This window comes from Streptomyces cucumeris (assembly GCF_024295805.1).
Classification (GTDB): Bacteria; Actinomycetota; Actinomycetes; order Streptomycetales; family Streptomycetaceae; genus Streptomyces; species Streptomyces cucumeris.
The window spans coordinates 73,983-99,045 of the sequence record NZ_JANCLX010000026.1 but is presented as its reverse complement, the minus strand read 5'-3'; the positions used below and the strand labels follow the sequence as shown (position 1 = coordinate 99,045).

21 protein-coding genes, 1 tRNA gene and 1 riboswitch are annotated in these 25,063 nt (G+C 69.6%); of the genes, 13 read left to right on the top strand and 9 right to left on the bottom strand.

Features of this window, described 5'->3' with window-relative positions:
* Positions 1 to 200: 200 nt before the first annotated feature.
* Together NMK44_RS30215 and NMK44_RS30210 are read left to right on the top strand one after the other, a co-directional pair.
* Positions 201 to 818 carry a SurA N-terminal domain-containing protein gene (locus NMK44_RS30215; protein ID WP_254749075.1) on the top strand — a complete coding sequence of 206 codons (618 nt, stop codon included), beginning with the start codon at positions 201 to 203 and terminating at the stop codon, positions 816 to 818.
* Positions 779 to 1,834, top strand: coding sequence for a nucleoside triphosphate pyrophosphohydrolase (locus tag NMK44_RS30210; RefSeq protein WP_302888802.1), 1,056 nt, complete (start codon positions 779 to 781; stop codon positions 1,832 to 1,834). Before NMK44_RS30215 ends, NMK44_RS30210 begins: the two co-directional genes overlap by 40 nt.
* A gap of 73 nt (positions 1,835 to 1,907) precedes the next feature.
* Here the strand turns inward: NMK44_RS30210 and NMK44_RS30205 are convergent, their stop codons facing one another.
* The 7 genes from NMK44_RS30205 to NMK44_RS30175 all read right to left on the bottom strand — a co-directional run bounded on the left by NMK44_RS30205 (position 1,908) and on the right by NMK44_RS30175 (position 8,578).
* Positions 1,908 to 3,281 (bottom strand): tryptophanase, encoded by a 1,374-nt coding sequence (locus tag NMK44_RS30205; protein WP_254749071.1) that lies wholly within the window; start codon positions 3,279 to 3,281, stop codon positions 1,908 to 1,910.
* Between the two features lie 48 nt (positions 3,282 to 3,329).
* Entirely contained in the window at positions 3,330 to 4,487 is a 1,158-nt protein-coding gene (locus NMK44_RS30200; RefSeq protein ID WP_254749069.1) for a tryptophan dimethylallyltransferase family protein, read from the bottom strand.
* Between the two features lie 292 nt (positions 4,488 to 4,779).
* On the bottom strand, positions 4,780 to 6,132 hold the full coding sequence (locus NMK44_RS30195) for a cytochrome P450 (RefSeq protein WP_254749067.1): 1,353 nt from the start codon (positions 6,130 to 6,132) through the stop codon (positions 4,780 to 4,782).
* An 8-nt stretch (positions 6,133 to 6,140) separates the two neighbouring features.
* Complete coding sequence (locus NMK44_RS30190) at positions 6,141 to 6,731, bottom strand: GTP-binding protein (protein ID WP_254749065.1); 591 nt, start codon at positions 6,729 to 6,731, stop codon at positions 6,141 to 6,143.
* Complete coding sequence (locus NMK44_RS30185) at positions 6,706 to 7,077, bottom strand: DUF742 domain-containing protein (RefSeq protein ID WP_254749063.1); 372 nt, start codon at positions 7,075 to 7,077, stop codon at positions 6,706 to 6,708. Before NMK44_RS30185 ends, NMK44_RS30190 begins: the two co-directional genes overlap by 26 nt.
* Positions 7,074 to 7,475, bottom strand: coding sequence for a roadblock/LC7 domain-containing protein (locus NMK44_RS30180; RefSeq protein ID WP_254749061.1), 402 nt, complete (start codon positions 7,473 to 7,475; stop codon positions 7,074 to 7,076). The genes NMK44_RS30185 and NMK44_RS30180 overlap by 4 nt, the downstream gene beginning before the upstream one ends.
* On the bottom strand, positions 7,472 to 8,578 hold the full coding sequence (locus NMK44_RS30175) for an ATP-binding protein (RefSeq protein ID WP_254749059.1): 1,107 nt from the start codon (positions 8,576 to 8,578) through the stop codon (positions 7,472 to 7,474). Before NMK44_RS30175 ends, NMK44_RS30180 begins: the two co-directional genes overlap by 4 nt.
* Positions 8,579 to 9,231: 653 nt before the next feature.
* On the opposite strand from NMK44_RS30175, the gene NMK44_RS30170 reads away from it, so the two are divergent.
* The 9 genes from NMK44_RS30170 (at position 9,232) to NMK44_RS30130 (ending at position 19,896) form a co-directional block, all read left to right on the top strand.
* Entirely contained in the window at positions 9,232 to 10,500 is a 1,269-nt protein-coding gene (locus tag NMK44_RS30170) for a cytochrome P450 family protein (RefSeq protein WP_254749057.1), read from the top strand.
* Between the two features lie 147 nt (positions 10,501 to 10,647).
* Complete coding sequence (locus tag NMK44_RS30165; protein WP_254749055.1) at positions 10,648 to 11,697, top strand: transglycosylase family protein; 1,050 nt, start codon at positions 10,648 to 10,650, stop codon at positions 11,695 to 11,697.
* 254 nt (positions 11,698 to 11,951) lie between these two features.
* Positions 11,952 to 12,141, top strand: a riboswitch (cyclic di-AMP (ydaO/yuaA leader).
* A gap of 7 nt (positions 12,142 to 12,148) precedes the next feature.
* Positions 12,149 to 12,820 (top strand): LysM peptidoglycan-binding domain-containing protein, encoded by a 672-nt coding sequence (locus tag NMK44_RS30160; RefSeq protein WP_254749053.1) that lies wholly within the window; start codon positions 12,149 to 12,151, stop codon positions 12,818 to 12,820.
* 252 nt (positions 12,821 to 13,072) lie between these two features.
* A complete protein-coding gene (eno, locus tag NMK44_RS30155) occupies positions 13,073 to 14,353 on the top strand; it encodes a phosphopyruvate hydratase (protein ID WP_254749051.1) in 1,281 nt (426 codons plus the stop codon).
* A 143-nt stretch (positions 14,354 to 14,496) separates the two neighbouring features.
* Positions 14,497 to 14,979 carry an FtsB family cell division protein gene (locus NMK44_RS30150; protein ID WP_254749049.1) on the top strand — a complete coding sequence of 161 codons (483 nt, stop codon included), beginning with the start codon at positions 14,497 to 14,499 and terminating at the stop codon, positions 14,977 to 14,979.
* Positions 14,980 to 15,043: 64 nt separating this feature from the next.
* On the top strand, positions 15,044 to 15,622 hold the full coding sequence (locus NMK44_RS30145; RefSeq protein ID WP_254749047.1) for a DUF501 domain-containing protein: 579 nt from the start codon (positions 15,044 to 15,046) through the stop codon (positions 15,620 to 15,622).
* Positions 15,619 to 16,581: a Ppx/GppA phosphatase family protein gene (locus tag NMK44_RS30140; RefSeq protein ID WP_254749045.1), complete on the top strand. Its 963-nt coding sequence runs from the start codon at positions 15,619 to 15,621 to the stop codon at positions 16,579 to 16,581. Before NMK44_RS30145 ends, NMK44_RS30140 begins: the two co-directional genes overlap by 4 nt.
* Positions 16,582 to 16,975: 394 nt before the next feature.
* The gene (locus tag NMK44_RS30135) at positions 16,976 to 18,373 is read left to right on the top strand and encodes an NAD(P)/FAD-dependent oxidoreductase (RefSeq protein ID WP_254749043.1); all 1,398 of its coding nucleotides are present in this window, start codon (positions 16,976 to 16,978) and stop codon (positions 18,371 to 18,373) included.
* A gap of 209 nt (positions 18,374 to 18,582) precedes the next feature.
* The gene (locus tag NMK44_RS30130; protein ID WP_254749041.1) at positions 18,583 to 19,896 is read left to right on the top strand and encodes an SAM-dependent methyltransferase; all 1,314 of its coding nucleotides are present in this window, start codon (positions 18,583 to 18,585) and stop codon (positions 19,894 to 19,896) included.
* 78 nt (positions 19,897 to 19,974) lie between these two features.
* Here NMK44_RS30130 and NMK44_RS30125 read toward each other — a convergent pair whose 3' ends face one another.
* Both NMK44_RS30125 and NMK44_RS30120 read right to left on the bottom strand, forming a co-directional pair.
* Positions 19,975 to 22,521 (bottom strand): ABC transporter permease, encoded by a 2,547-nt coding sequence (locus NMK44_RS30125; RefSeq protein WP_254749039.1) that lies wholly within the window; start codon positions 22,519 to 22,521, stop codon positions 19,975 to 19,977.
* 75 nt (positions 22,522 to 22,596) lie between these two features.
* Entirely contained in the window at positions 22,597 to 23,379 is a 783-nt protein-coding gene (locus NMK44_RS30120) for an ABC transporter ATP-binding protein (protein WP_254749037.1), read from the bottom strand.
* Between the two features lie 441 nt (positions 23,380 to 23,820).
* Between NMK44_RS30120 and NMK44_RS30115 the strand changes: the two genes are divergently transcribed.
* A tRNA-Leu gene (locus NMK44_RS30115) sits at positions 23,821 to 23,903 on the top strand.
* 185 nt (positions 23,904 to 24,088) lie between these two features.
* Positions 24,089 to 24,979: a Bax inhibitor-1/YccA family protein gene (locus NMK44_RS30110; protein ID WP_254749035.1), complete on the top strand. Its 891-nt coding sequence runs from the start codon at positions 24,089 to 24,091 to the stop codon at positions 24,977 to 24,979.
* Positions 24,980 to 25,063 lie beyond the last annotated feature (84 nt).

Genomic DNA, 25,063 nt, shown 5'->3' with positions numbered 1-25,063 from the left:
AGGTGCCGTAGCCGGCGTCGCGGGCCCGCGAAGATCCAAACGACACGGCCTAGGTTCCGCTCGACGGTTCCGGAGGGCACGGCGCTGACCAAGACGCTTGTGAATCGTTGTTCAAGCTGTGGCCTAGGCCGCGCCGACTCCATACCATCGATCAACGCCAGATCGTCTGTCGCGCCGCACGATCTCTGCCGGGAGGCTCAATGATCCGCCGCCGTACTGCGCTCTCCGTCTCCGCCGCGTCCGCCCTGCTGCTCGCCGCCCCGCTGCTCACCGCCTGCGGTGAGGCCCCGCGCGCGGGTGCCGCCGCCGTGGTGGACGGCGACCGGATCACCGTCTCGCAGCTCCAGGCGCAGGTGAAGGACGTACGGGACGCGCAGCGGGGTTCCGCCAAGGCCGACCAGCTCCTCGCGGCCGGCGGCCGGCTGAGCCAGGACACCCTGATCCGCATGATCCAGTTCCGGGTCATCGAACGGGCGGGCCAGGACAACGGCGTCACCGTCACCCGCCGCGAGGTGCAGCGGGCCCGCGCGGCCGCCGAGCGGCAGGCGGGCGGCGGCGCCGCGCTGCGCGCCCTCTACCTGGAGCAGGGCATCGCACCGGACACCATCGACGAGGCCGTGCGGATGGACCTCACCCGCAGCGCACTGCTCCGCAAACTGGGCACTGCCAAGGTCAACACGGTCTTCGCCGGCACCTCCAAGGCGCTCCACATCGACGTCAACCCCCGCTACGGCAAGTGGGACGACGACCAGGGCACCGCGGTGATCGCCAAGGAGGCATGGCTGCGCACCTCGGGCGGCGCCCCCGAGCAGGCGTGAGTTACGTTGCAAGGGTGACCGCACCAGACTCCGCTGCCCCGGCCGAGGCCGCCGCGACCGGCCGTATCGTCCTTCTCACCACCAGCCACCGGGTGGCGCCGGGACTGCTGTCCTGGCCCGCGTGGCAGGCGCTGCGCGCGGCCGACCGGGTGCTGTGCGGCGACTCCGGCCATCCCCAGCTTCCCTATCTGCGCGAGGCGGGCATCACGGTGGAGCGCGCGGTGCCGACCGCGCGCGAACTGGTCGACCACTGCCGGACCGGGGGCGGCCGCGATGTCGTGGTGATCACCTCGGCGGAGGGGGAGTCCGCGCTGACCGACGGTCTCGCCCGGCTGGCCGGGTCCGGCCGGGAGGCGATGCCGGACCTGGAACTGCTGCCCGGCTCCTACGACCTGCCGGGCGCGCGGCTGCTCGATCTGGTGCAGATCATGGACCGGATCCGGGCCGAGTGCCCGTGGAGCGGCACCCGCACCAACGAGGAACTGGTCAAGTACGGCATCGAGGAGGCGTATGAACTCGTCGAGGCCATCGAGGAGGGCGACCGCGACGCGCTGCGCGAGGAGCTCGGCGATGTGCTGCTCCAGGTCGTCTTCCACGCCCGGATCGCCGAGGACGACCCGGAGGGGCCGTTCTCCATCGACGATGTGGCGGGCGGCATCGTGGACAAGCTGATCCGCCGCCATCCGCATGTGTTCGGCGAGGAGGCGGCCGAGACCCCCGAGGACGTCAAGGCGCACTGGCTGCGGACCAAGGCGGCCGAGAAGCAGCGCGCCTCGGTCACCGAAGGGGTGCCGCTCGGTCAGCCCGCGCTGGCCCTCACCGCCAAACTGGCCTCCCGCGCCCGGACCGCCGGACTCGGCGTCCCGCTCCCGGCGGGCGAGGGCGTCGGCTACGAACTGCTGGCGCTGGCGGCGCGCGCGGAGGCCGAGGGCATCGAACCGGAGACCGCCCTGCGCGCCGCGGCCCGCGCCTACCGGGACGCGATCCGCGCCGCGGAGGAGTCCGCGGCGGGCTGAGCCGGATCCGACTCCGACGGGCCCGGCACCGGGGTTCACCGGTGCCGGGCCCGTCCCGTCGCAGGGCGCGGTGTCAGCCCGCCACCGGCACCGGTTCCAGCGTGGCGCGGAAGTGGCGCAGGATCGGCGACTGATCGGTGATCCGGAAACCATGCACCGTGTCGGCCTCCTTGGCGATCTTCGCCAGGGTCTCGCCGACGTGGTCGTAGTGGCTGCGGGTGTAGACCCGGCGCGGCAGGGCCAGCCGGACGAGCTCGTAGGGCGCGCTCTTGACCGGGTTGCCGTCCTCGTCCTCCTCGCCGAGGTAGAGCGAGCCCAGCTCGGCCGAGCGGATACCGCCCTCCAGATACATCCGGCAGGCGAGGGCATGGCCGGGGTAGTGGTGGGGCGGGATGTGCGGCAGCAGCCGCCCGGCGTTGAGGTAGAGCGCGTGGAGGCCCGGCGGTTCGAGGATGTCGACGCCCGCGGAGCGCACCCGGTGGGCGAGATGCCCGGCGATATCGGCCCGTTCGGCCAGGTAGGCGGGCTCGGTCACCTCGGAGAGCCCCTGGGCCATCATGTCGAGATCCCGGCCGGCCAGACCGCCGTAGGTCGCGAACCCCTCGGTGGCTATGAGGAGCAGTTCGCACCGCTGGGCGAGCTCGGGGTCGTTCATCCCGATGAAACCGCCGATGTGGACGATGCCGTCCTTCTTGGCGCTCATCATGCAGCCATCCGCCAGGCGGAACGCTTCCTCGGCGACCTGGCGCGGGGTGCGGTCGCGGTAGCCCTCCTCGTGGCGGGTCACCAGCCAGGCGTTCTCGGCGAACCGGGCGGCGTCCAGGAACAGCGGTACGCCGTACTGGCGGCAGAGCGCCGCGGTCCGCTTGAGGTTGTCCATGGAGACGGGCTGACCGCCGCCGCCGTTGTTGGTGATGGTCATGACCACCACGGCGATCCGGGCCGCATCCGGCCCGGTGAGCTGGCGGTTCAGCTCGTTCAGGTCGATGTTGCCCTTGAACGGCTCGGTGCTGTCGAGGTTCTTGGCCTCGGGACACGGCAGGTCCCGGGCCTCGCACCGGTTGAGCTCCACATTGGCGCGCGTGGTGTCGAAGTGCGTGTTCGACAGGACGATGGAGCCCGGCTCCAGCAGCGACGAGAACAGCACGCGCTCGGCCGCCCGGCCCTGATGGGCGGGCAGCACATGGGCGTAGCCGGTCAGTTCGGTGACGGTCTCGTGGAACCGGTAGAACGAGCGGGAGCCCGAGTAGGACTCGTCCCCAGCCATGCCCGCGGCGAGCTGCGCGGCGGACAGCGCACCGGTGCCCGAGTCGGTGAGCAGATCGATGGTCACCTCGTCGGCGCGCAGGTCGAAGAGGTTGTAGTTGACGCGCTTCAGCGCGGCCTCGCGCTGCTCACGGGTGGTGCGGGGGATGGGTTCGACGACCTTGATCCGGTACGGTTCCACGCTGACCGTTGCTCCTGTCCTTCTCGTGCTCTCTGTCCTGGTGCTGTGTCACAGCGCCGCGCCCGCCCACTCGTGGGACGGAAGCGCCTCAAGGGGCGGCCTTACCTCGTACGCCTCCGAGGAGACGTAGACGGTCACCCGCGGTGGCCGGTCGCCCTCGTGGACCAGTGCCACATAGGCGATCAGGCCCACGCCGTCCTCCAGCCGGCGGGAGGTCACGGCGGACAGGGCCCGGTCCAGCCAGGCGCCGTCGATGCCGTGGCGCCGTAGTACGGCCACCGCCCGCTCCCGCGCCTGTCCGTCGTGCCGGACGTAGTCGCGGACGGGAACGTGCAGGGTGAAGCCGCTGGGCAGGCCCGTCGCCGTCTCCGTGAAGGAGTGGCAGGACAGGGCCGGGCGTCCGCTCAGCCGTCCGGCGCCGTCCGCGGCGAAGCCTCCGGCGGTGCGGAAGAACTCCTCGACCCGCGGCCGGCCCGGATGGGGTGTCATCCGGGGGAGGACACCGGCCTCGGCGGCGGACAGCCCGTGGTGGGTGAGGTAGACCTTCGCCCGCGGCGCGTCCCAGTCCCCGAGGTCCAGGGCGAGGAACGGATAGGTGTCGGCCGGGGGCAGGGCGTCGAACGCCCGGCGGTGCCCCAGCCTGGCCAGCGCCTCCCGTACCGTATCCGCGGTCCGGTCCCGGCCGTTCGCGGCGGGGTTGAGGTACACCTTGACGCGGGGTACGCCGCCGGGGCGCAGCTCCAGCGCGCACCACAGGGCCAGTGGGCCTTCGGGTGAGGCGGGGAAGAACAGGTCCTCCAGGCGGTCGAGTTGCCCGGTGGAGAACCCCCAGCGGTCCGCCATCGCCCGGATGGAGCCGAGGCCGATCCGGCCGTTCTCCACCAGGTCGTCGCTTCCGCAACCCGGTTCCAGCAGCACCCTCAGCCCCGGGGTCGTACCGGGCAGGAAGGCGAGCGAGAACTCGACCGGGGTGTGGTCGTCGGACAGGAAGCTCCGGGCGGGCGGCGGAAGCGCCAACGGCCGTTCGGCCACCGGTCCGAGAGCGTCGGTCAGTACCTGCGCGTAGGCCGTCGCGTCGGTGGGGCTCAGCCGCACCACCTCGCACAGCCGGAGGAGTTGCTCGGCGGCGAAGCCGCCGAGCTGTCCGGTGTGCGCCCGCGATGCTCCGTGGCCGTCCGGATGGAATCCGGAAAGTGCCGCGTTCACGATGCGGTGTGGGGGTGAGCTCCGGCCATCCCTATCGCACCCGTGTTCGTATCGGGTGGCGCCTCCCCCGGTATGGAGGGGGATATGGATGGAATGGCAGTTCGATTATCGAGTGCGCTCGGCCGGGATATGAGTGAAAGCACAGAACGGCGTCGATCGATGGTGTTGCCGACGGCGACAGGCCCCACGACAGCTCCTTATGGGATTTCGGCCAACATGAATTCCGCGCTATGGCATACCCGACCGTTTGAACATTCATGCAGTTTGAAACAGTGTCACCGTGTGGTGTGGGTCATACACGCCACCAGGCCAGGAAGGAGCTCCACAAGCCGCCCTTTTCGGGCTTGTTCCGGTGATGGCCATGGGATTCGTTCACCGCGGTGGTTTCATGTGCAGAAGGCATATGCGCCTGCTTATCCGCCGCAACGGGGGTGAAACGGGCAGGCAGGGTGGACAGCCCACGGTTGAACGGCCCCGGGCGCCATGTCAGGCTCGACTCGGGAACCGCCAGCTCGATATCGGGCATCCGGTTGAGGAGTTTCTCGATGGCGACCAGGCCGATGAGCTGAGCGGGGTCCTTGGCCGGGCAGGCATGCGGTCCCGCGCTCCAGGCCAGATGGGCTCGCTTACTGAGCACCTGGCGGGAGGCGGAGAGACTCGGATCGGTATTCGCGGCCGCGATGCTCACCAGCACGAGGTCACCCGCGCGGAGCTGGGTCCCGGCGAAGTCCACATCCGATACCGGGTAATGCGGGGCGTAATTGGACATCGGCGGGCTGTTCCACAGCACCTCGTCCATGGCGTCCTCGACCAGCATGCCGCCGCCCGCGTAACGCTCATCCGCAAGCAGGAGCAGCAGCGCGTTGGCGATGAGATTCCGCTGCGGTTCCGCACCGGCTCCCAGCAGCAGGACGAGCTGATGCGCCAGCTCTTCATCGGTAAGCTGGGCATGGTGCTGCATAAGCCAGGAAGTGACATCCTCCCCGGGCTGGCGGCGCTTGAGCGCGACCAATTCGATGACGCTCTGCGTCAGGACTTCGTTCGCCTTCTCGGCGTTGACCCCGTCGAAGATTCCGGAGATGCCGAAGATGACTCGGTCGCCGATTTCCGCCGGGCAGCCGAAGAGCTCGTTGAAGACGAAGAGCGGCAGCAGCTTGGCGTAGTCGTTGAGCAGATCGACCGAGCCGCGGGATATGAACTGGTCGATCAGGTAGGTGGCGACACGGTCGACATGGCGGCTCAGCCGGTGGGAGTCCACCCGGGCCAGGCTGTCGGTCACCGCCTGGCGCAGCCGCATATGCTCCGCGCCATCGCTGAACATGCAGTTCGGCCGGTACTCCAGCAGCGGCACCACCGGATTGTCCCGGCTGACCCGGCCCTCGTTGAACTCACGCCAGCGGCGCGCGTCCTTCCGGAAGGTGTCGGGGTTCTGGAGCAGTTGGAGCGCGGCCGAGTAGTCCGTGACGAGCATGGCGTCCACGCCGGGGGACAGCTCGACCGGTGCGACCGGCCCGTACTTGCGCAGATGCGCGTAAAAGGCACCCGGATCGGCCGCGAACTCCGGCCCGTACAGCGGGACCCGCTCGCCGGTGTGGTGGGCGGGGCAGCCGGGGGGCGGTGCCGTGAAGTCCGATTGAGTGTCCATACTTGCTCCTAGCGAGAACGTTCCTGTAGATAGCGGACAAGGGCCATCAGCGCGTTGGCCGATGACTTCTCGTCACGTGCGTCACAGGTGACGATGGGTGTCTCCGGCAACAGGTCCAGCGCCTCACGCAGTTCCCTGTCGGGGCGGACCGGAGTGCCGTCGAAGTGGTTGACGGAAATCGCATAGGGCAGGCCGTACTGTTCCACCAGGTCGATCACGGGGAACGATTCCTTCAGCCGTTCCGGATCGACCAGGATCAGCGCCCCGAGCGCACCCCGCGTCATGTCCTCCCACACCTGGACGAAGCGCTCCTGCCCCGGTGTTCCGAAGAGATAGAGGACCAGCCGCTCGCTGAGGGTGAGCCGGCCGAAGTCCATGGCCACGGTGGTGGTCGTCTTGCCCCGGGTGCCCATGAGGTCGTCCACATGGGCACCCGCCTGCGTCATGCGCTCTTCGGTGCGCAGCGGAGGAATCTCGGACATGGTGCCGATGAAGGTCGTCTTGCCGACCGCGAAATGCCCCACGACCAGGATCTTGGCCGCGATCTGCACCTCGTCGGCGAGATAGACGTCATCATCCGAAACGGGCCTGGAGCCCATCCAGTACCTCCTGAAGGAGCGAAACATCGACAAGCTGGGCGGGCGGGGCCGGGGCCCTGGTCAGGAGATAGCCGTCCGCGGACAGATCCGACAGCAGGATCTTGACGATGCCGATCGGAAGTCCCATATGCCCGGCGATCTCGGCGACCGAGAGATAGCCCCCTGCGCACAGGTCCAGCAGGCGGCGTTTCTCGGGGTCGAGATGGCCCGGACGGACCTGGTCGGACGCGGTGACCAGAGTGATCAGGTTGAACTGATCGTTGTCCAGCCGGCCGCGGCCGTTGGTGATGACGTACGGCCGTACTAATTGGGCCGACTCGGGCTCCTGCTCTTCTGGCGCCGTCATGCCTGGATACTCGTGTTTTCGCGAGGCGGAGTGGTCAGTACCTTGCCGAGCTGCCCGACGAGCTGCTGCATCCGGAAGGTGATGTCGGCCATGTCGACATCGGGGGCGGACGAGACCGCCAGATACGCGCCCTCACCGGCGGAGATGAGGAAGACCCAGCCACCGTCGAACTCGACCAGGGTCTGCCGCCAGGTCATCTGCGGATCACCGCAGAAACCGCCCATGGTGCGACTCAGCGACTGGATACCGCTCATGGCGGCGGCCACGGTGTCGGCCTCGTCCTTCCGGACCTCCTGCGAACGGGCCATCAGCAGACCGTCGGCGGAGACCAGGAGCGCATGACGTGCACCAGGCACTTCCAGGGCGCTGTCAAGCATCCAGGACAGGTCGTTGTTCACTGCGGATCATGCCCTTCCCTGTTCGGATTTGCGGAGCGACCGGACTGCGTACCGCGCTGGAAAGCACCCATGATCGAAGCGGTTTCCTCGCTCGACCGGACGGGCGCGGTGGTATCCGCTTGCGGCACGATGGAGATCGATCCCTTACGGCGACGTTTCGGCAGACCCCCGGCGGTCGAACCGGGCTCCTCGGGCACGGCTGCGGCGGGCGTACGGGACACCGGCTGTTCTTCCGGCTCGGGCATATTGGTCAGCAGGTCCTCGGGGAGAAGCACAACCGCGCGCACACCGCCGTAGGGCGAGGCCGAATCGACGGACACGTTGAAGCCGTACCGGGCGGCCAGCACACCGATCACCGCGAAACCGAACTGCGGAGGGTTCCCCAGTCCGGTGACACCGGTCGCGCGCTGTGCGGACAGGAGCTGATCGGCCCGGTTCTTCTCCTCCTCGTTCATACCGACACCGGCGTCGTCGATGATGATGCAGACGCCCTTGGGAACGGTGCGGATGGTGATGTCGATCGGAGAATCCGGCGCCGAGTAGCTCGTGGCGTTGTCCAGCAGTTCGGCAAGTGCCAGCGCGACCGGTTCGACGGCCCGGCTGGTGAGCGCGAAATTGCTCTGGGAACGGATTTCGACACGTGTGTAGTGGCGGATGCGGCCCTTGGCGCTGCGCACCACGTCATAGACCGAGGCGACGGCCCGCTGACGGCCGAGCCACCCGTCACAGAGAACGGCGATGGACTGGGCGCGCCGACCGAACTGCGAGTTCATATGGTCGATCTCCAGCAGATCCTGGAGAATATGATGCTCGCCGTATCTGTCCTGGAGTTTGGAAATCGCCAGCTGCTGTTCGTTGGCGAGACCCTGAAGTGTTCGCATGGCGGACTTCAGCGCACTCTTGGTGGCCTCCTCCGCGCGGACCTGAGCCTCCTGGACCGCAGCGGAGTACTGGTTCTCGAGGTCTGTGTAGCGGTTTTCTGCTTCCGCTTTCTCGGAACGCAGTTTCGCCTGCGTCTTTCGCCCGCGGAATATGGCAGTTGCGGCGAGAGGCGTGCCTGCGATCAGGGCCCAGAATGCTGGATCCTGTATGTATTGCGTCATGAGACTCTCTTTAACGACTAGACCGCCAGGGACTGAAAGGGAGGTGTTCACGTCTGGATGGTTCCGGACCCGCAGCAGGGCGGCGGTCAATCGCTGCCCGAACGGTGGTGAATCAGTGCCCGAACGGTGCCCGCATGGTCCGGGGACATCGCACTCGTCTTGCCGACGGCAGCGTGCAGGCGACGGTGCGCCTAAACGGCTCCGTATGCCCGACTGGCGGCATAATGCTCCTCAGAGTGGGGACCTTCCCGGCTGATTTCCGGATCGCCGTGTGTCTTACGCGCCCTTGGCTCGCCTGGCAAGCGCGGTGATCGTATCACCAGTATCGGGTGGCCCCGTGCATGTGCCTGAGTCCCATTCGGCCGCCTGACGTCATTTCAGCCATGGCGCTTTTTACGCGCGTTGACCGACGTCAGCGCATGTAACGGCATGTCATAGGGCGCGCTGGGCAGGATCCGAGGAACGTCCTCCGTAGCCGCCTCATATCCGGGCAATCAGCCCGGGTTGCGCGTGACTCGTGGAGAGAGTGTGGAGATAGCCAGGGATTCCCCTAGGGAATTACCCTGATGGCTCTATTGATCCGCATTCATACCGGTACAACCGATAAGGGCTGTATTGGTGGAGGAGGGGATGGCTGCCGGTATCGTCGGGGCGTGCCAGAGCAGCCCCGTGACATTCCCGAGCCCACCCTCTTCACCTGGGAGTTCGCCGCCGATCCGTACCCCGCGTACGCCTGGCTCCGCGATCACGCCCCGGTCCGCAGGACCACGCTGCCCAGTGGTGTGGAGGCGTGGTTGGTGACCCGATACGCCGACGCGCGACAGGCGTTGGCCGATCCCCGCCTCTCCAAGAACCCGAGGGCCCACAGTGAATCGGCCCATGCCCGGGGCAAGGTGGGCATCCCCGGTGAACAGCGCGCCGATCTGATGACACATCTGCTGAATATCGATCCCCCGGACCACACCCGGCTGCGACGGCTGGTGTCCAAGGCCTTCACTCCGCGCCGGGTCGCCGCGTTCGCCCCGCGGGTCCAGGAGCTGACCGATCAGCTCATCGACGCGTTCCAGGAAAGGGGAGAGGCCGATCTGATCCATGAGTTCGCCTTCCCCCTCCCCATCTACGCGATCTGCGATCTGCTCGGGGTGCCCCGCGAGGATCAGGACGACTTCCGGGACTGGGCGGGTTCCATGATCCGGCACGGCGGTGGTCCGCGCGGCGGTGTCGCCCGTGCCGTGAAGCGCATCCGCGCCTATCTCGCCGAGTTGATCCACCGCAAACGGGAGACGCTCGGAGAGGAAAGAGAGGACGAGGACCTCATCTCCGGCCTGATCCGGGCCAGCGACCACGGGGAGCACCTCACCGAGAACGAGGCCGCCGCGATGGCCTTCATCCTCTTGTTCGCCGGGTTCGAGACCACGGTCAATCTGATCGGCAACGGGATGTACGCACTGCTGCGCCATCCGGTTCAACGCGCCCGGCTCCAGCGGGCCCTGGAAGAAGGGGACGAGCGGCTGCTCGCCGCGGGCGTCGAGGAGCTGCTCCGCTACGACGGTCCGGTGGAGATCGCCACCTGGCGGTTCGCCACCGAGCCGCTGACTCTCGGCGGACAGCGCGTCGCCGAGGGGGAGCCGGTGCTGGTGGTGCTCGCCGCGGCCGACCGCGATCCGGAGCGGTTCCGGGACCCCGATGTGCTGGACCTCACCCGCACCGACAACCAGCACCTGGGCTACGGCCACGGCATCCACTACTGCCTGGGTGCTCCGCTCGCCCGGCTGGAGGCCCAGGCCGCCCTCGGCACCCTGCTGAGGCGTATCCCCGATATCCGGCTTGCGGCGGATCCGGATGATCTGCGCTGGCGCGGCGGGCTGATCATGCGGGGGCTGCGCACCCTTCCGGTGAGCTGGAATTCCCCGGGCGGCTGAGGCGCCGAAGGCCCTTGGCGGACGACATAAGTGACGAATGATCAGCGGCGTGACCGGGGCGTGACCTGGGATACACCGGCTTGTGATGATCGGGTGCCGTCGCTATGTTCAACCGACAACTCAACCGCCGACACGAGAGGCCACCACATGCGTTCCGGGAACGGTCGACACCGCCGCCCCCGTCAGGCTCCGGCCATCGTCGTCGCGGCGGGCATCACGGGTGCCGGACTCGCCATCCCCCTCTTCGGGGCCAGTGGCGCCCAGGCCGCCTCCACCGCCACCTGGGACCGCGTCGCCGAGTGCGAGAGCGGCGGGATGTGGAGCGCCAACGAGGGCAACGGCTTCTACGGCGGTCTCCAGCTCACCCTGTCCATGTGGAAGGACTACGGCGGCACCGCCTACGCCCCGCGTCCCGATCTGGCCAGCCGCTCCCAGCAGATATCCGTGGCCCAGTCGATCCTGGACGACCGCGGCCCGGACGCCTGGCCCAGCTGCGCGGTGAACGCGGGGCTGTCCGACGGCGGTGACGCCCCCGAGGTGGACCCCGGCTACACCGCTCCGCCGTCCACCGGTCAGCGCGGTGACGGCGGGGAGGACGAGCGTGACGGCTCGGCGGCGGAGGACCGCGACGACTCCGCGGACGCCACGGAGCCCTCGGACTCCCAGGACTCCGCGGATCCCTCGGATGACTCCGGTGACTCCGGCGAGCGCCGGACGCCCGGCGAGGGGGACGAGCGGGAGACGCCGTCCCCGTCCGCCTCCGACCGCGAGGACCGCGAGGACCGCGAGGACGGCGAGGGCGACGAGGACTCCCCGTCCCCGTCGGATACGAAGTCCTCCGACTCCTCCGGCATCCCGGAGTCCCCGGACGCCTCGGAGTCCGGGGGCGAGAGCGCCGACTCCGAGCCCACCGGACGCCACCGCGGTGCCGCGGACCCGGACGAGGCCGATGAGGACCAGGCGGCCCCGCGGCCCTCAGGGCGGCATGCCTCACGGGACAGCGGGGAACGCGAGGAGGAAGCCTCGGGCGGCGGCTACACCGTCCGGCCCGGTGACAACCTCTCAGACATCGCCCGGCGCGAGCAGTTGCCGACCGGGTGGCGCGGCCTCTACAAAGGCAACGAAAGCCTCATCGGGGACAATCCGGATCTGATCCTCCCCGGTCAGCGGCTGGACCTCAGTGCCAAGGAGCGGTAGTTCGGGGTGAATTGCCCGATCTGGCACCGGTGAGACATAGATCTCGTCACATCTCCCGGTGCGCACCCCCTGTCCGATCTCTCCTCACCCGGCCCCACCTGCGTGGATGTGGGCCGAGTGAGATCAGATACAGCAGCTCTCGCTGTGAATGGGGTGTTTGAACCTTCTCGGGGGCTGTGCTTACCGTCGTTCCGCTCGCCACCGCGGGCACCGTCGATCGTCACGCCGAGTCCTGCCGGCGGTCGGGGGGAACCGACGCGTCAGCGCCGAAGGCAGGAGCGGGGGACCCAAGGTAGGTGCCGAATGGCCTGTGGAAACGGGCTCGTCGGCTTGGGGTGAAGCCGGTGTGATCGATCGTCGATCATTCGTCGATCGGTGGTGACCGGCCGGGCAACTCACGCCCGAACCCGACAGCTCACCTCGTAGGCGTCGGTGAGGAAACGAACCAACGATGCTCAAGTCCAACGGCAAGCACCGCCGCCCGTCCAAGGCCACCCGTATCGCCGCGCTCGCCGGTCTCGCGGGCGCCGCCGTGGCCGCCCCGCTGATCGGGGCCACCTCCGCCTCCGCGGCCACCACCGCCCAGTGGGACAAGGTCGCGCAGTGCGAGTCCGGCGGCAACTGGTCCATCAACACCGGCAACGGCTACTACGGCGGACTGCAGTTCTCGAGCTCCACCTGGGCCGCCTACGGCGGTACCTCGTTCGCCCCCACGGCCGACAAGGCCAGCAAGGACCAGCAGATACAGGTCGCCGAGAAGGTTCTGGCCGGCCAGGGCAAGGGCGCCTGGCCCGTCTGCGGCACCGGGCTCACCACCGGTGGCACCCCGACCCCGTCCGCCCCCGCCGACTCCGGTCAGCAGGAGTCGAAGGCCCCGGCGCCCAAGCCCGCGCAGCCGAAGGCCGAGACCCGCTCCGAGTCCGACCGCGCCGCCCGCTCCGAGGCCCGCGGCCCGGTGAAGAAGGGCGACGGCGAGTACAAGGTCAAGCCGGGCGACACCCTGGGCAAGATCGCCAAGGCCGAGCATGTCGAGGGCGGCTGGAAGAAGCTCTTCGAGCGGAACAAGGACATCGTCGAGCAGGCCGACCTGATCTACCCGGGCCAGCGGCTCCACCTGAGCTGACCGAGGTCCGGCCGACCGTGGCCGGATCCGGGTCCCGGCGGCCACACGCCGACCATGAGCCCCGGCCGGGCGCGCCGTTCCCGCGGTGCGTTCCGGCCGGGGCTCGTCGGTTCACGGAAAATGTAGATATCGGCACCCAAAACTGGCTATTTATGCCACGTCCTGTCTCGCGGGACGGGCGAACGGGGGGTACGGCCCTCCGGTCCGGTTAGGCTCGTGTCGCTACCGCAGACACATACGAAGGAGAACCTCGTGCCGTCCATCGACGTCGTCGTAGCTCGCGAGATCCTCGACTCGCGAGGCAACCCCACGGTCGAGGTCGAGGTCGGCCTCGACGACGGCAGCACGGGCCGTGCCGCCGTTCCGTCCGGTGCCTCCACCGGTGCCTTCGAGGCCCTCGAGCTCCGTGACGGCGACAAGAACCGCTACAACGGCAAGGGCGTCGAGAAGGCCGTCCTCGCCGTGATCGAGCAGATCGGCCCGGAGCTCGTCGGCTACGACGCCACCGAGCAGCGGCTGATCGACCAGGCGATGTTCGACCTGGACGCCACCCCGGACAAGTCCTCGCTCGGCGCCAACGCCATCCTCGGCGTCTCGCTGGCCGTCGCGCACGCCGCCTCCGAGGCGTCCGACCTCCCGCTCTTCCGGTACCTGGGCGGCCCCAACGCCCATCTGCTGCCGGTCCCGATGATGAACATCCTCAACGGCGGTTCGCACGCGGACTCCAACGTGGACATCCAGGAGTTCATGATCGCGCCGATCGGCGCGGAGTCCTTCTCCGAGGCGCTGCGCTGGGGCACCGAGGTCTACCACACCCTGAAGTCGGTGCTGAAGGAGCGCGGCCTGTCCACCGGTCTGGGTGACGAGGGCGGCTTCGCGCCGAACCTGGACTCCAACCGTGAGGCCCTGGACCTGATCGTCGAGGCGATCAAGAAGGCCGGCTACCAGCCGGGCCAGGACATCGCGCTGGCGCTCGACGTGGCGGCCTCCGAGTTCCACAAGGACGGCTCCTACGAGTTCGAGGGCAAGTCCCGCACCGCCGCCGAGATGACCTCCTACTACGCCGAGCTGGTCGCCGCGTACCCGCTGGTCTCCATCGAGGACCCGCTGAACGAGGAGGACTGGGACGGCTGGAAGACCATCACCGAGCAGCTCGGTGACAAGGTCCAGCTCGTCGGCGACGACCTGTTCGTCACCAACCCCGAGCGCCTGGCCCGCGGCATCGACAACGACACCGCCAACGCGCTGCTGGTCAAGGTCAACCAGATCGGCTCGCTGACCGAGACCCTCGACGCCGTGGAGCTGGCCCAGCGCAGCGGCTTCAAGTGCATGATGTCCCACCGCTCCGGCGAGACCGAGGACGTCACCATCGCCGACCTGGCCGTCGCCACCAACTGCGGCCAGATCAAGACCGGCGCCCCGGCCCGCTCCGAGCGCGTGGCCAAGTACAACCAGCTCCTGCGCATCGAGGAGATCCTGGACGACGCCGCGGTGTACGCGGGCCGCTCCGCCTTCCCGCGCTACAAGGGCTGAGCCCACCTCCGCGCGTCCGCGAAAGGACGCGAGGACGCGCTCGACCTGAGTAGCAGACACGTCTGACGCACGTCCCCGGCCGCGGTCCCGTACCGTGGCCGGGGACGGCGTCACTCAAGCGAAGTCATCACCGGGGAGGCGATGTGCCGGCGGATCGGGACCGGTTCTCCACCGCGACCAGACTCAAGGCGCTCGGCGAGCACGCCGCCGCCCGGGTCTACCGGGTGCGCACCCGGCGCCGCCGCGGCCGGCTCACCGGCCGGGCCGCCCTGCTCGCGCTGGTGGTCTGCTCACTGGTGGTGGCGCTGGCCTACCCGATGCGGCAGTACATCTCCCAGCGTTCGCAGATCGCCGACCAGCGGCGTGAGGCGCAGCAGGCGCGCGAGGACGTGAAGAAGCTGCGGGAGCAGAAGGTCCGGCTCCAGGACCCGGCCTACACCGAGCAGCAGGCCCGGGAGCGGCTGCACTTCCTGATGCCGGGGGAGACCGGCTTCAGCGTGGTGGACGGCAGCGCCGACAGTGAGCACACCACCGACCAGGGGGCGGCCGGACGTCCCTGGTACACCAACTTCTGGGACGCCGTGGACGCGGCGGACGCGCCGACGGCGGCTTACCCACCCCGCTGATACGGCACCGTTCGCGCTCCGTTCGCGCCCGGTCCGAAACCGATCGATAGAGAACACTCCACTCATGGATACGCCCCCTCCGCAGACGGAGCCCACCGCGCCCACCGACGCGGACATCGCCGCGGTCAAGATGCAGCTCGGCCGGGTTCCGCGCGGGCTGCGCGCGGTCGCCCACCGCTGCCCCTGCGGCAACCCCGATGTCGTCGAGACCGCGCCGCGCCTGGAGGACGGTACGCCGTTCCCCACCCTCTATTACCTGACCTGCCCGCGCGCGGCCTCCGCGATCGGCACCCTGGAGGCCGAGGGTGTGATGAAGGAGATGACGGCGCGGCTGGCGGACGATCCCGAGCTGGCCGACGGCTACCGCGCCGCCCATGACGACTACATCGCCCGGCGCGACGCCATCGAGGTGCTGGAGGGATTCCCCAGCGCGGGCGGGATGCCGGACCGGGTGAAGTGCCTGCACGTTCTGGTCGGCCACTCCCTCGCGGTGGGCCCCGGGGTCAATCCGCTCGGCGACGATGCGATCGCGATGCTGCCCGAGTGGTGGCGCAAGGGCCCGTGTGTCGTGCCCTGCGGATCGGAGGAGTCCGGCGGGGCCTGCGCCTCCGGGCCGTCCGGTGCGGGGGAGGACGGAGTATGACCCGTGTCGCCGCCGTGGACTGCGGCACCAATTCCATCCGGCTGCTGGTGGCCGACGCCGATCCGGCCACCGGTGAGCTGACCGAGCTGGACCGCCGGATGACCATCGTCCGGCTGGGCCAGGGCGTGGACCGCACCGGGCGGCTGGCGCCCGAGGCGCTGGAGCGCACCTTCGCGGCCTGCCGGGAGTACGCCGGGGTCATCCGGGAACAGGGCGCCGAGCGCGTCCGGTTCGTCGCCACCTCCGCCTCCCGAGACGCCGAGAACCGCCAGGAGTTCGTGGACGGCGTGGTGGACATCCTGGGCGTGGAGCCCGAGGTGATCACCGGCGATCAGGAGGCGGAGTTCTCCTTCACCGGCGCCACCAAGGAGCTGTCCGGGCACGAGCGGCTGAGCGGCCCCTATCTGGTGGTGGACATCGGCGGTGGCTCCACGGAGTTCGTCTCCGGGGACACCGCGGTCCGAGCCGCCCGCAGTGTGGACATCGGCTGTGTCCGGATGACCGAGCGCCATCTGGTCTCCGGCGGCACCGTCACGGACCCGCCGACGGCCGGTCAGATCGCCGCGATACGGGCCGATGCCGCCCGGGCGCTGGACCTGGCCGGGGAGACCGTGCCGCTCGACGGGGTCTGCGGACCTCAGGAGGGCGGGCACACCCTGGTGGGTCTCGCCGGATCGGTGACCACCATCGCCGGGATCGCGCTGGACCTGCCGGAGTACGACTCCACCGCGATCCACCACGCGCGGATCCCGGTCGACCGGGTCCGGGAGATCACCACGAAGCTGCTGGCCTCCACCCATGCCGAGCGGGCGGCGATTCCGGTGATGCACCCGGGGCGGGTCGATGTGATCGCCGCCGGGGCGCTCGTACTGCTCTCGATCATGGAACGGACCGGCGCCCGGGAGGTCGTGGTGAGTGAACACGACATCCTCGACGGCATCGCCTGGAGCGTCGCCTGAGCGGGACGAACGACGTATGAGCGGCCGCGGAGGCCCGTCCGGGGGGCTTCCGCGTGTCACTCGGAAGAAAGTTCGTGAAATCCTTCACATGAAAAAGGCCCCTGGTCGCCGCCTGTGGCGGCGCTCCGGCGCGGTTTCGGCGGGCCCGCCCCGCCGCTGACCGCATCCTGGCCGGTGTGGGTGACTCCGCCCGACCCCGCCCGGGGGCCCTGGGCTACTCCCGCGTTCATGCACAAGCCCTGTTCAGCGGGGTGGGAACGCCTCGGACCAACAGGTGGTTCCCCTCCCGGAGTATGGCGTCCGTCACGGGGGCGGCGGAGTGTAGCAGATACCCCCTGGATGCTTGTGAAGGGGCTCACGAGCCCTGCCCCCAGGGGTGCTGGATACTCGAAACATGAGCACCACGGAGCGTCCCAGGATCCTCGTAGTAGGCGGTGGGTACGTTGGCCTGTACGCGGCGCGCCGCATCCTGAAGAAGATGCGGTACGGCGAGGCGACCGTCACGGTCGTCGACCCTCGCTCGTACATGACGTACCAGCCCTTCCTCCCCGAAGCTGCGGCCGGCAGCATCTCCCCCCGTCACGTCGTGGTCCCGCTGCGGCGGGTGCTCCCCAAGGCGGAGGTCCTCACCGGCCGCGTGTCGACCATCGACCAGGACCGCAAGGTCGCCGTCGTCCAGCCGCTCGTCGGCGAGGCGTACGAGCTGCCCTTCGACTACCTGGTCGTTGCGCTCGGCGCGGTCTCCCGCACCTTCCCGATCCCCGGTCTCGCCGAGAACGGCATCGGTATGAAGGGCATAGAGGAGGCCATCGGCCTGCGCAACCACGTTCTCGAGCAGCTCGACAAGGCAGACTCCACGACCGACGAGGAGATCCGCCGCAAGGCGCTCACCTTCGTCTTCGTCGGCGGTGGCTTCGCGGGTGCGGAGACCATCGGCGAGGTCGAGGACATGGCCCGTGACGCGGCCAAGTACTACCCCAATGTCTCGCGCGAGGACATGCGCTTCGTGCTCGTCGACGCCGCGGACAAGATCCTCCCCGAGGTCGGCCCGAAGCTGGGCCAGTGGGGTCTGGAGCACCTCCAGAAGCGCGGTATCGAGGTCTACCTCAACACCTCGATGAACTCCTGCATCGACGGCCATGTCGTGCTGAAGAACGGCCTCGAGGTCGACTCCAACACCATCGTGTGGACCGCCGGTGTGAAGCCGAACCCGGCCCTCGCCCGCTTCGGTATCCCGCTCGGCCCCCGCGGCCATGTGGACGTCGACCCCACCCTCCAGGTCAAGGGCACCGACTACATCTGGGCCGCCGGCGACAACGCCCAGGTGCCGGACCTCGCCGTCGGCGAGGGCGCCTGGTGCCCGCCCAACGCCCAGCACGCGCTGCGCCAGTCCAAGGTGCTCGGCGACAACGTGATCTCGGGGATGCGGGGCTTCCCGCAGGGTGAGTACAAGCACGCCAACAAGGGCGCCGTGGCGGGCCTCGGCCTCCACAAGGGCGTGGCGATGATCGTCTTCGGCAAGATGAAGATCAAGCTGAAGGGCCGTCTCGCCTGGTACATGCACCGTGGCTACCACGGCATGGCGATGCCGACCTTCAACCGCAAGATCCGCGTGCTCGCCGACTGGACGCTCGGGATGTTCCTCAAGCGCGAGGTCGTCTCGCTGGGCGCCATCGAGAACCCCCGTGAGGAGTTCTACGAGGCGGCTGCCCCGGTCTCCGCTGCCGCCGCCGCGCGACCGGCCCCGGCCGGTGCTCCGGCCGAGAAGGCCGAGAAGGCCAAGGCGTCCTGACCTGACGGTCTGAACACGCACATCTGACGCCGAGGGCGTCCGCCATCCGTGGGGCGGGCGCCCTTCGTCATGCCCGCGCCCCGGCATCCGCCGGAGCGCGGGATGACTTTTACCGATTCCAGACGTGTCGCCGGGACTGTACGGATGGTTCCGTGGTGTTTACGTGGTGAGTGGATCCTCGCTGACTCGCCATCACGGAGGTGTGCGACATGACCGACGCCGCTGGACGGCTGGCCGCCCTGGCGGACGAGGCGCTGGGAGCCCCGCTCCCGCTCCGCATCCGCGCCTGGGACCACAGCGAGGCCGGACCGCCCGGCACCCCGACCCTCGTCGTACGGCGCCGCCGGGCGCTGCGCCGGATGCTGTGGAAGCCCGGCGAACTGGGCCTGGCCCGTGCCTGGGTGGCCGGTGACCTGGACATCGAGGGCGATCTGTACCAGGCGCTGGACGTTCTCGCCGGACTGCTGTGGGAGCGCGGCTCCGGGCCCCGGGAGTCCCGGCTCACCGCCGCCCTCCGGGCGGTGCGCGACCCCGCCGTGCGCTCCGCCGCCCGCGGACTGATCGCGCTCGCCGGACCGGGCCTGCCGCCGCCCCCGCCGCGCGAGGAGGCCCGCGTCCCCGGCCGCGGACCGCTGCACACCCTGCGCCGCGACAAGGCGGCCATCAGCCACCACTACGACGTGGGCAATGACTTCTACGAGCGGGTGCTCGGCCCCTCGATGGTCTACTCATGCGCCTACTGGGACAGACCCGGCGGCACCCTCGAAGAGGCTCAGCACGCCAAACTGGACCTGGTCTGCCGCAAGCTGGCGCTGCGCCCCGGGCAGCGGCTGCTGGACGTGGGCTGCGGCTGGGGCTCGATGGTGCTGCATGCGGTGCGCGAGTACGGGGTGACCGCCGTCGGCATCACGCTCTCCGAGGAGCAGGCGGCGTACGCCCGCAAGCGCATCGCGGAGGCCGGGCTCACCGACCGGATCGAGATCCGCGTCCAGGACTACCGCAAGGTCGCCGACGGCCCCTTCGACGCGATCTCCTCGATCGGTATGGCCGAACACGTCGGCGCCGTCCGCTACGCCGAGTACGCCGCCATCCTGCACGGGCTGCTGGCGCCCGGCGGGCGGCTGCTCAACCACCAGATCGCCCGGCGCCCGGAGGCGGACGAAGAGGCGTACCGGGTGGACGCGTTCATCGACCGCTATGTCTTCCCCGACGGTGAGCTGGCCCCGCTCGGCCGGACCGTGAGCCAGCTCGAGCAGGCCGGGTTCGAGGTGCGGGACGTGGAGGCCATCCGCGAGCACTACGCGCTCACCCTGCGCGCCTGGGTGGCCGGTCTGGAGCGGCACTGGACGGAGGCGGTGCGGTTCACCTCCCCGGGCCGGGCCCGGGTCTGGCGGCTCTACATGGCCGCGTGCGCCCTGTCCTTCGAGCGCAACCGCATCGGCGTCAACCAGGTCCTGGCCGTGCGCACCCCCGCCGACGGGACGTCCGGGCTGCCGCTGCGCAGCCGCGACTGGCGGGAGTAGCCGGGCCGGAAACGACGGCGTCCCCGTCCGCCCCGGTGCGGGGCGGACGGGGACGCCGTCCTCATGGCGCGCGCCGCGCTACTCGGCCTTGATGGCCGCCAGCATGTTGAGCTTCGCGGCCCGGCGGGCGGGCCACAGCGCCGCCAGCACGCCCACGAACGCGGCCAGTGCCAGGAAGATGGCCATCCGGCCCCAGGGCAGGACCAGCTCGTAGGTCGGCATCCCGTTGGCGATCATCTCTCCGGCCGCCCAGCCGAAGAACACGCCGAGCCCCAGACCGAGCACTCCGCCGAAGAGGGAGATGACGAGCGACTCCAGCCGGACCATGCGCTTGATGCCGCGCCGGTCCAGGCCGATCGCCCGGAGCATCCCGATCTCCTGGGACCGCTCGAAGACCGACATGGCCAGGGTGTTGATGACCCCGAGCACGGCGACGATCACCGCCATGGCCAGCAGGCCGTAGAGCATGTTGAGCATCAGGGTGAAGGCCTGGGCGATCCCCTCGGAGATGTCCTTCTTGGTCTGCACCTGGATCGCCGGGTTGTCACCGAGCGCCTTCTCCAGGACGTCCTTGGTCTCGTCCGAGGCGCCGCCCTTCGTCTTCACCATCACCTGCGTATCGGCGACGGTGGACATATGCGGGGTGAGCGCCGCGGCGTCCAGCATGATGCCGCTGATCATCTCGTTGCCGTCGTAGACGCCCTGGACGGTGAGTGTGCCGCGGCGGCCGTCCTCGTAGGTCAGCGGGATGGTGGAGCCCACCTTCCAGCCGTTGTCCTTGGCCATCTCGTCGTCCACGACGGCCTTGTTGCCGGAGAGCCCGGAGAAGGAGCCCGTCTCGAAGTCCAGGCCCACCAGGTCGGTGATGGACTTTCCGTTGACCCCGGTCAGGTACTCGGTGTCGCCGTCGATACGGGAGGCGGAGGTGCGCAGCGGGCTGGACGCGGTGACCTCGGGCAGCTCGGCGATGGTGCGCGCGACATCCGGCGACAGCGGACGCTGGCCGTCGAAACCGCCCATGCTGACCACGAAGTCGGACTTGAGCGCGTCGGTGGCCATCTTGTCGATGCCCTTCTGGACGCTGCCCGCGATCACGGTCATCCCGGTGATCAGGGTGAGACCGACCATCAGCGCCGAGGCGGTGGCGGCGGTACGGCGCGGGTTGCGCACCGCGTTCTGCCGGGCCAGCTTGCCCGGCATGCCGAACGCCCGCAGCAGCGGCGCGGCGGCGGCGATCAGCGGCCGGGACAGCAGCGGGGTGAGCACGAACACCCCGATGACCAGCACCGCGGCGCCCATCCCCATGAAGCCCTTGCCGTCCATGCCCATGCTCGCACCGGCCAGCACCAGCGCGGCACCACCGGCGGCGAGGATCGCGCCGATGGTGTTGCGCACCACCAGACCGCGGGTGCTCGGCGGGGCGTGCACGCTGTTCATCGCGGCGACCGGCGGGATCTTCGCGGCGCGGCGGCCCGGCAGCCAGGCGGCGAACACCGTCACCACGATGCCGACGGCCAGCGAGACCAGCACGGTGTTGGTGTCGACGACGAGCGGGCCGTCCGGGACGGTGGCCCCGGTCGCGTTGAGCAGCGAGCGCAGTCCGGCGCCGATGCCCACACCGGCCGCGAGACCGGTGACGGCGGCGATGGCACCGACGACGGTGGCCTCGATCAGCACCGAGCGGGTGACCTGGCGGCGGGTGGCGCCGACCGCGCGCATCAGGGCGAGTTCCCGGGTGCGCTGGGCGACCAGCATGGTGAAGGTGTTGGCGATGATGAAGATGCCGACGAAGAGCGCGATCCCGGCGAAGACCAGCATGCCGGTCTGCATCCCGCTCATGCTCTCCTTGATCTGCTCGGCCTGGTCATCGGCCAGCTTCTGACCGGTCTCGGCCTGGGCCTCCTTGGGGAGGACCTTGTCGATCGCCGACTTCAGCGCGGTCTGCGAGGTGCCCGCCGCGGCCTTGACGTCGATCTCGTCGAACTGTCCCGGCTTGGCGAACAGCCGCTGCGCGGTGGGGGTGTCGAACAGCGCGAGGCTGCCGCCCGCCGCCACGTTGCCGTCGTCGGTGCGGAAGACGCCGACGACCTTCTGCTTGCGGACCGGGCCGTCCACCGACACCCGGATGGTGTCGCCGACCGTGTAGTGGCCGCGCTCGGCGGACCGTGCGTCCAGCGCCACCTCGCCCGCGGCCTTCGGCGCGCGGCCGTCGGTCATGGTGTACCGCGGGTCCTTGCCGCTCTTGTCCGGGTAGTAGTTGCCGCCGAGGTTGGAGAAGCCGTCGCCGAGCAGATCGCCGTCCTTCTCGGACAGGGCGGTGTAGCCGGAGACGCTGCCGGTCACCGAGGCGGCGCCGGGCACCTGGGCGGCCCGGTCCAGCACCCGCTGGCCGAGTCGCGGCGCCTCGCCCGGATTGCCGGTGTCGTCGTCGGAGTCACGGTCGGGCGTGATGGCCACGTCGACGCCGGCGAAGCCCTTCTCGGAGCTCTTCTGGTAGGCGTCGGAGATGGTGTTGGTGAAGACCAGGGTGCCGGAGACGAAGGCCACGCCGAGCAGCACGGCGAGCGTGGTCATCAGCAGCCGGGCCTTGTGCGCGAGCACGTTGCGCAAGGCGGTACGGAGCATGGGGTGTCAGTCCTGACGGGTCTGGGGGTCGGCGGAGCGTGCGCGGGGGCCGCACCGGACGGAGTGCGTCCGGTGTCAGCTGGTGCGGCCCTTGGCGTCGAACCGCTTCATCCGGTCCAGCACCGCCTCGGCGGTGGGGTCGTGCAGCTCGTCGACGATCCGGCCGTCGGCGAGGAAGACCACCCGGTCGGCGTAGGAGGCGGCGACCGGGTCGTGGGTGACCATCACCACCGTCTGGCCCAGCTCCCGCACCGAGTTGCGCAGGAAGCCCAGGACCTCGGCACCGGACCGGGAGTCCAGGTTGCCGGTGGGCTCGTCGGCGAAGATGATGTCCGGCTTGCCCGCCAGGGCGCGGGCCACCGCCACCCGCTGCTGCTGACCGCCGGAGAGCTGGTTGGGGCGGTGCTTGAGGCGCCCGGACAGCCCGACGGTCTCCACCACCCGGTCCAGCCACGCCTGGTCGGCCTTGCGGCCCGCGATGTCCATCGGGAGGGTGATGTTCTCGATCGCGTTCAGCGTCGGCAGCAGGTTGAACGCCTGGAAGATGAAGCCGATCTTGTCGCGGCGGAGCTGGGTGAGCTTCTTGTCCTTCAGCGCGGTGAGTTCGACGTCACCGATCCGGGTGGAGCCGCTGGAGACCGTGTCCAGACCCGCCATGCAGTGCATCAGCGTGGACTTGCCCGAGCCGGAGGGGCCCATGATCGCGGTGAACTCGGCCTGCCGGAACTCCACGGACACGGCGTCCAGGGCGATGACCTGGGTCTCGCCCTGTCCGTAGACCTTGGAGAGGTCCGTGGCACGGGCCGCCGCCGTGGTGGGGCGGGCGGCGGTCTCGACGCCGGAGGGGGTGGTGGTCACGGTGAAGGGCTCCTGTCGTGCGGTACGGGACGTTCCCCGCACCGTGGGGGGACAGGCCCGTGCTGCGGGACCTCGCGGGGATGTCCCTCCATGGTCCCGGCTGCCCGGCCGCCCGGGATCCGCCGTTGCTCCGGTTTCCGCCCGGCACTGGGGTCGTAGGAGCCGCCGGGCGCCTCCTCCCTGGGTAGGAGAGGGCCCCCGTCCGGGGGCATCGAGATTGCGTCATTCCCCTCATCAGCGCGGTGCCCGGCATATGGGCAGGTCCGACGCCGACCGGTATCCACCGGTACCCCGCCCCGCCGCTGATGGGCACTCAGTTGCCAATAAAATAAGACAACCTCGGTCTGGGGATTCGCTGTTCGGGGGCTTGTCCCCGGATAGGCTCGTGCTGCTCTCCTATGGGGAGGGCCGTACGCGGATGGTACGGCCCAGGGAGCCGCTGCCCGGATGGTGGAATGCAGACACGGCGAGCTTAAACCTCGCTGCCCCTCGCGGGCGTACCGGTTCAAGTCCGGTTCCGGGCACCTCCAGATCGTTGAACGGCACTCAGCGTGCGCGGATGGTCGCCCGCTGCTCCACCGCAGGGCCCAGGGGGCCCTCGCGTGCGCTCGCCATGCGTGAAAAGATCCTCCTTGGGCACTAGGGTGCATTCTTTGCTTACCTATTACTCTTGAGTCAAGGTCGCGCAGGGCGGCCATGGAGGAGTGAGATGAGGAGCAGCAACCCGGTCTTCTCGCGACGGGGGTTCAGCCGCACCGGCGGCTACGCCGGCTTCGGCGCGGCGCCGCAGGCCGGGCCCGCCGCAGGTCAGGGAAATCCGTACGCCGGTGGCAACCCGTACGCGCAGGGACAGGCACCGACCAACCCCTACGCGGCGGGCGCACAGCAGAATCTGACGCCCGAGCAGCTCCAGCAGATGTACGGGGCGCCGCCGACGGGTCCGCGGACCGGCGTCATGACGATGGACGACGTCGTCATGCGCACCGGTATGACGCTGGGCACCGTCATCGTCGCCGCCGTGGCCGCCTGGATCGCCGAGCTCCCGGTCGGCATCGGCATCGGTGCCGCGCTGGTGGCGATGGTCCTGGGCCTCGTCCAGTCGTTCAAGCGCACCGCCTCGCCCGCGCTGATCATGGGCTACGCGGTCTTCGAGGGTGTCTTCCTCGGCGTCATCAGCCAGGTGTACAACGAGCGCTGGTCCGGCATCCCGATGCAGGCGGTGCTCGGCACGATGGCGGTGTTCGTCGGTGTGCTGGTGGCGTACAAGACCCGGCTCATCCGGGTGAACGCACGCTTTCAGCGCTTCGTGCTCGCGGCGGCCATCGGCTTCGTACTGCTGATGGCGGTCAACCTGCTGTTCGCCGCCTTCGGCGGCGGTGACGGTCTGGGCTTCCGCAGCGGTGGTCTCGGCATCGTCTTCGGCATCATCGGCGTGGTGCTCGGCGCGGCCTTCCTGGCCATGGACTTCAAGCAGATCGAGGACGGTGTCCAGTACGGCGCTCCGCGCGAGGAGTCCTGGCTGGCCGCGTTCGGTCTGACGCTGTCGCTGGTCTGGATCTACCTGGAGCTGCTCCGGCTGATCTCCATCTTCCGGGACTAGCCGCCGTGACCACCGGCCGCGGCCGGGGGGCACACGGCGAAGGGGCCCCGGCGGGGCGGGGCCCCCCGGGCCCGTCGTCTGGGG

Excerpts from the sequence above, each read along its gene's own strand:
- NMK44_RS30215 (WP_254749075.1), top strand. The coding sequence starts at position 201 with ATGATCCGCCGCCGTACTGCGCTCTCCGTCTCCGCCGCGTCCGCCCTG.
- NMK44_RS30210 (WP_302888802.1), top strand. The coding sequence starts at position 779 with ATGGCTGCGCACCTCGGGCGGCGCCCCCGAGCAGGCGTGAGTTACGTT.
- NMK44_RS30195 (WP_254749067.1), bottom strand. The coding sequence starts at position 6,132 with ATGGACACTCAATCGGACTTCACGGCACCGCCCCCCGGCTGCCCCGCC.
- NMK44_RS30190 (WP_254749065.1), bottom strand. The coding sequence starts at position 6,731 with ATGGGCTCCAGGCCCGTTTCGGATGATGACGTCTATCTCGCCGACGAG.
- NMK44_RS30185 (WP_254749063.1), bottom strand. The coding sequence starts at position 7,077 with ATGACGGCGCCAGAAGAGCAGGAGCCCGAGTCGGCCCAATTAGTACGG.
- NMK44_RS30175 (WP_254749059.1), bottom strand. The coding sequence starts at position 8,578 with ATGACGCAATACATACAGGATCCAGCATTCTGGGCCCTGATCGCAGGC.
- NMK44_RS30165 (WP_254749055.1), top strand. The coding sequence starts at position 10,648 with ATGCGTTCCGGGAACGGTCGACACCGCCGCCCCCGTCAGGCTCCGGCC.
- NMK44_RS30160 (WP_254749053.1), top strand. The coding sequence starts at position 12,149 with ATGCTCAAGTCCAACGGCAAGCACCGCCGCCCGTCCAAGGCCACCCGT.
- NMK44_RS30145 (WP_254749047.1), top strand. The coding sequence starts at position 15,044 with ATGGATACGCCCCCTCCGCAGACGGAGCCCACCGCGCCCACCGACGCG.
- NMK44_RS30140 (WP_254749045.1), top strand. The coding sequence starts at position 15,619 with ATGACCCGTGTCGCCGCCGTGGACTGCGGCACCAATTCCATCCGGCTG.
- NMK44_RS30135 (WP_254749043.1), top strand. The coding sequence starts at position 16,976 with ATGAGCACCACGGAGCGTCCCAGGATCCTCGTAGTAGGCGGTGGGTAC.
- NMK44_RS30130 (WP_254749041.1), top strand. The coding sequence starts at position 18,583 with ATGACCGACGCCGCTGGACGGCTGGCCGCCCTGGCGGACGAGGCGCTG.
- NMK44_RS30125 (WP_254749039.1), bottom strand. The coding sequence starts at position 22,521 with ATGCTCCGTACCGCCTTGCGCAACGTGCTCGCGCACAAGGCCCGGCTG.
- NMK44_RS30110 (WP_254749035.1), top strand. The coding sequence starts at position 24,089 with ATGAGGAGCAGCAACCCGGTCTTCTCGCGACGGGGGTTCAGCCGCACC.